Annotated in this window: 5 protein-coding genes; 3 read left to right on the forward strand and 2 right to left on the reverse strand. The window is 50.8% G+C overall.

The genetic code is table 11. From position 1 onward, the window contains the following. Nucleotides 1–834: 834 nt before the first annotated feature. Nucleotides 835–1338: a non-heme ferritin-like protein gene (locus tag ACOTXT_RS22260; protein ID WP_008500408.1), complete on the forward strand. Its 504-nt coding sequence runs from the start codon at nt 835–837 to the stop codon at nt 1336–1338. 156 nt (nt 1339–1494) lie between these two features. Continuing rightward, nucleotides 1495–2838: an anaerobic C4-dicarboxylate transporter gene (locus ACOTXT_RS22265; RefSeq protein ID WP_008500406.1), complete on the forward strand. Its 1344-nt coding sequence runs from the start codon at nt 1495–1497 to the stop codon at nt 2836–2838. A 42-nt stretch (nt 2839–2880) separates the two neighbouring features. On the opposite strand, the gene ACOTXT_RS22270 is transcribed toward ACOTXT_RS22265, so the two are convergent. Together ACOTXT_RS22270 and azuC are read right to left on the reverse strand one after the other, a co-directional pair. Then, nucleotides 2881–3132, reverse strand: coding sequence for a DUF2766 family protein (locus ACOTXT_RS22270; protein WP_008500405.1), 252 nt, complete (start codon nt 3130–3132; stop codon nt 2881–2883). Nucleotides 3133–3239: 107 nt separating this feature from the next. Next, nucleotides 3240–3323, reverse strand: a complete 84-nt coding sequence (gene azuC, locus ACOTXT_RS22275; protein WP_014884364.1) for a stress response protein AzuC — start codon at nt 3321–3323, stop codon at nt 3240–3242. Between the two features lie 234 nt (nt 3324–3557). Here azuC and yecR point away from each other — a divergent pair, with 234 nt between their 5' ends. Continuing rightward, on the forward strand, nt 3558–3917 hold the full coding sequence (gene yecR / locus ACOTXT_RS22280) for a YecR family lipoprotein (RefSeq protein WP_421625464.1): 360 nt from the start codon (nt 3558–3560) through the stop codon (nt 3915–3917). The last annotated feature ends 80 nt before the right edge of the window (nt 3918–3997 follow it).

Consider the following 3997-nt stretch of genomic DNA (forward strand, 5'->3'; position numbering starts at 1 on the left):
GGCCAAAATCAGCCACGAAGAGACGATTTTGGGCTGAAAATTGGAAAATTGAGCCACAGGACGTCGATAAAGGACGGTTTGGGGCGTCATATCGGGAGCTGCGGACCACTTAATCGCAACTTCCTTAGCGCTTACCTCGTTATAAGCGTTATTGCTGGTGATAGTTTTAGCGGGAAATTAATCATCCATAAGAGAGCCCCATCACACCGCAGAATTACAGTAATTGCGTACATAAATTCAGCGAAAAATGACATAAAAAAGGCAGTATTTGTCAGACAAATGAAATGAGGGTAAGCAGGATTATCCATAAGATTAGCTAAGATATCCCTGATGCCCCGGATCGGGCACGAGAACGCCGGACGTCAGAAAAGTGCAGTATGTTTTTCATCAAAAATGCCACACGCACTGAAAATTATTTACTCCACAGAATTTGATTTAGCGCAATTTTATTAATGCACCTGATATACGGAATAATTAATCCGTGATTCATTTTTTTACAGAGCATTATTCCGGTTTAATATTCCCGAAAGAGTAACAGCATATCTCTTCGATAAAAAATGTTGATTATCAGAGGATTATCTAAACACCGATCTATGGCGAGCTAATTGTATTTCTGTACTATATTAAAGTTTGTAATGTATGGTAAACACAGCCAATTTAAGAGTTTTCTTAGACCAAAGACAAGGGTATGCTTATTTATATCGAACACAGGAAGTGAATTTCGGTCGACTTCGTTTACTGCAGAAAGCGTATTTCTGCTCTTTTTCTTCGTACTTGCCTGGTGCTCAGGTTAAGCAACGGACATCACGTCCCACCGTCAATAAGGATATGAGTATGGCTACCCAAACGATGATGCAAAAACTTAACGCGCAGATGAACCTTGAGTTCTACGCCTCCAACCTGCACCTTCACTTAAGTGCCTGGTGCGCTGAGAATAGCCTCACGGGCTCTGCCACCTTCTTTCGCTCTCAGGCACAAAGTAACGTCACCCATATGATGCGCGTTTTTAACTTCCTGAAAGCTGCCGGGGCAAACCCTGTTGTTAAAGCCCTTGATGGGATAAACGAGAGCTACTCTTGTCTGGAAGAACTGTTTCAGAAAACGCTTGAAGAGTATGAGCAACGCTGCAGCACCCTCAACAAACTGGCCGATGAAGCCAAAGCGCAGCAGGACATTACGACGCTGAGATTCTTACGCGATATGGATAAAGAGCAGCAGCAGGATGGCCTGCTGCTGAAGACGCTGGCGGATGAGCTGCATAACGCGCAGCAGGCAGGTTTATGTCCTGAGCAAACCGACCGTCACCTGCTCGACATTGTGGCGGTGCAGCACCACTGAGTTTCTGGCCTGCTTCCGTCCCGGGGAGCAGGTCCCCTTCCCCTCTCCAACCTTCTGCTTTTGCTGAAATTTAACAAATCAGATCTGGCTCCCAATGATTAACCACACAACGTGTGATGATTTATTTAATTACATAATCATTGACGAGGGAGCATCATGATCACCATTGAGTTTGTTGTCATTCTCCTCTGCCTGCTGACGGGTACGCGTTTCGGCGGTATGGGGCTTGGGTTAATCAGCGGTATTGGTCTTTTTATTTTATGTTTCGTCTTTGGTCTGCAGCCGGGTAAACCCCCGGTTGACGTCATGTTGACCATCCTCGCGGTGATTGGCTGTGCCGCTACCCTGCAAACGGCGGGCGGTCTCAACGTCATGATGCAGTTTGCGGAACGTCTGCTGCGCAAACACCCGCAGCACATCACCCTGCTCGCTCCGTTTACCACCTGGATGCTGACCTTTCTGTGCGGCACCGGCCATGTGGTCTACACCATGTTCCCGATTATTGCGGATATCGCCCTGAAAAAAGGGATCCGCCCGGAGCGCCCTATGGCCGTGGCGTCGGTCGCGTCGCAGATGGCGATCACGGCCTCCCCCGTTTCCGTTGCCGTCGTGTCGCTGGTGTCCATCCTGGCAGCCCAGCATGGGATCGGCCACGCGTGGGGAATTCTGGAAATTCTCGCCGTGTCGGTTCCCGCTTCACTTTTCGGCGTGGCTATTGCTGCACTGTGGAGTTTACGCCGCGGGAAAGATTTGGCGGACGACATGGAGTTTCAGGAAAAGCTAAAAGATCCTAAGCAGCGCGAGTTTATCTACGGCGGAACAGAGACGTTAATGAATCAGCGTTTCCCAAAACAGGCCTACTGGTCCACGTGGATTTTCTTTGCCGGCATTGCCGTGGTCGTTCTGCTGGGGGCCTTCCCTGAGCTGCGCCCCGCCTTTGAACTGAAAGGCAAAATGACGGCGCTGTCGATGAACCTTGTCATCCAGATGATGATGCTAATTGCGGGTGCCGTGATGCTGATGGCCTGTAAGGTCAATGCCTCCGCGATTTCCAACGGCGCGGTGTTCAAGGCCGGTATGGTTGCGATCTTCTCGGTATTCGGCGTGGCGTGGATGAGCGATACCTTTTTCCAGGCGCATCTCGACGAGTTAAAGCTGGCCCTGGAAGGCGTGGTGAAAAGCCACCCGTGGACATATGCGATTGTGCTGTTTCTGGTGTCAAAACTGGTGAACAGCCAGGCGGCGGCGCTGACGGCGGTTGCGCCGATGGGGTTGATGTTGGGCATCGACCCGAAAATGCTGATCGCCTTTTTCCCGGCGTCCTACGGCTATTTTGTCCTGCCGACCTATCCCAGCGATTTGGCCTGCATCGGCTTTGACCGGTCAGGCACGACCCGCATCGGTAAATTTATCATCAACCACAGCTTTATTTTGCCAGGGCTGATTGGGGTAAGCTGCGCGTGTGCCGCGAGCTACCTGCTGGTCCAGACGTTCTTCTGATAACATCAAAGGGCGACGCACGCCGTCGCCCATTTCCCTGCGTCAGTGGGACTCACCCTGCGGCGTGAATCGCAGCTCGATCAGCGCGATGGCTTTCTGGATCGCACGAAGCGTTACCGGGTCAGCGGCAGCAGGATGGCTGGCGAAGTCGATGTTTTTCAGCTGGGTAGACATCTTCTCGCGCACTTCAACCGGCGCAATCACGTCCAGAACATCCAGGATTTGTTTGATAACCAGCTGGCAGGCGACAACGTCAGAGACCAGTTCCTGATCGGCGCTCAGGTTTTGTGACATGGGGTTTCTCCTTATTTAAAGGCCGCCATAGTATCAAAACACGCCCCCTGACATCTTCCCTTCAACGTCTGCAGGTATAAAAAAACCTGCCGAAGCAGGTTTTTTTATCAGAACATGGCGCCCGGCGGCACGTCTTTGAACGTGCGGCAGTAATTGGCCCACATACTTTTCAGGATTTTGCGCAGTTTCACAGTGATGCTCCATCAACGTGTTATACAACTTTATCGTCAATGCGCCTATAATATGACCACCATCACAAAAATCAATGCTTTTGTGATAGAAATCACAATTTAATCAGAATGGGGTCTGATCGCGTTCACCATCGACCCGTTGCGAAGAGTGAGGGCAGATTGTCCGGCTATTCCAGCCATTGCGGCGGGCATCTGCGGGTACGATAACGTATTTCCATCCACTCAGAGCGAACCATGAAAAGAGTCATTGTAGCCGGCACACTCCTCCTGCTCGCGGGGTGCAGCATTAACCGCCAGGCTGAAGTCAGCAGCCTCGATGCGCCGAACGGCATCGTCCGCCTTAACTACGGTCAGGCAGCGCTGCAAAATGCGTATTCCGATGAGTATGTGAATAACGGTACGGCGGCAAAAGCGTGTCAGAGCATGGGGTACGCCACGGCCTCAGCCTATGGTCAGCCCATTAAAACCTGCACCCTCATTAGCGGCTCGTTGTGTCTGAACGAGAGCGTGACTATCCAGTATAAATGTATGGGTTATGCCGTGAACCTAAGGAAGGTGCGAATAAGTCCGAGATGTGAGATCATCGTGTTGTAACCTGAACCCAGAATGAGTAACCGGATGAGCCAGCAACTGACTTTTGCCGACAGTGAGTTTTCCAGTAAACGCCGCCAGAC

This window comes from Enterobacter cloacae complex sp. IR5422 (assembly GCF_049238165.1).
In the GTDB taxonomy this organism is placed as follows: Bacteria; Pseudomonadota; Gammaproteobacteria; order Enterobacterales; family Enterobacteriaceae; genus Enterobacter; species Enterobacter roggenkampii.

Coding starts and splice junctions, on each gene's coding strand:
- ACOTXT_RS22265 (WP_008500406.1), top strand. CDS start 1,495: ATGATCACCATTGAGTTTGTTGTCATTCTCCTCTGCCTGCTGACGGGT.
- yecR (WP_421625464.1), top strand. CDS start 3,558: ATGAAAAGAGTCATTGTAGCCGGCACACTCCTCCTGCTCGCGGGGTGC.
- ACOTXT_RS22260 (WP_008500408.1), top strand. CDS start 835: ATGGCTACCCAAACGATGATGCAAAAACTTAACGCGCAGATGAACCTT.
- ACOTXT_RS22270 (WP_008500405.1), bottom strand. CDS start 3,132: ATGTCACAAAACCTGAGCGCCGATCAGGAACTGGTCTCTGACGTTGTC.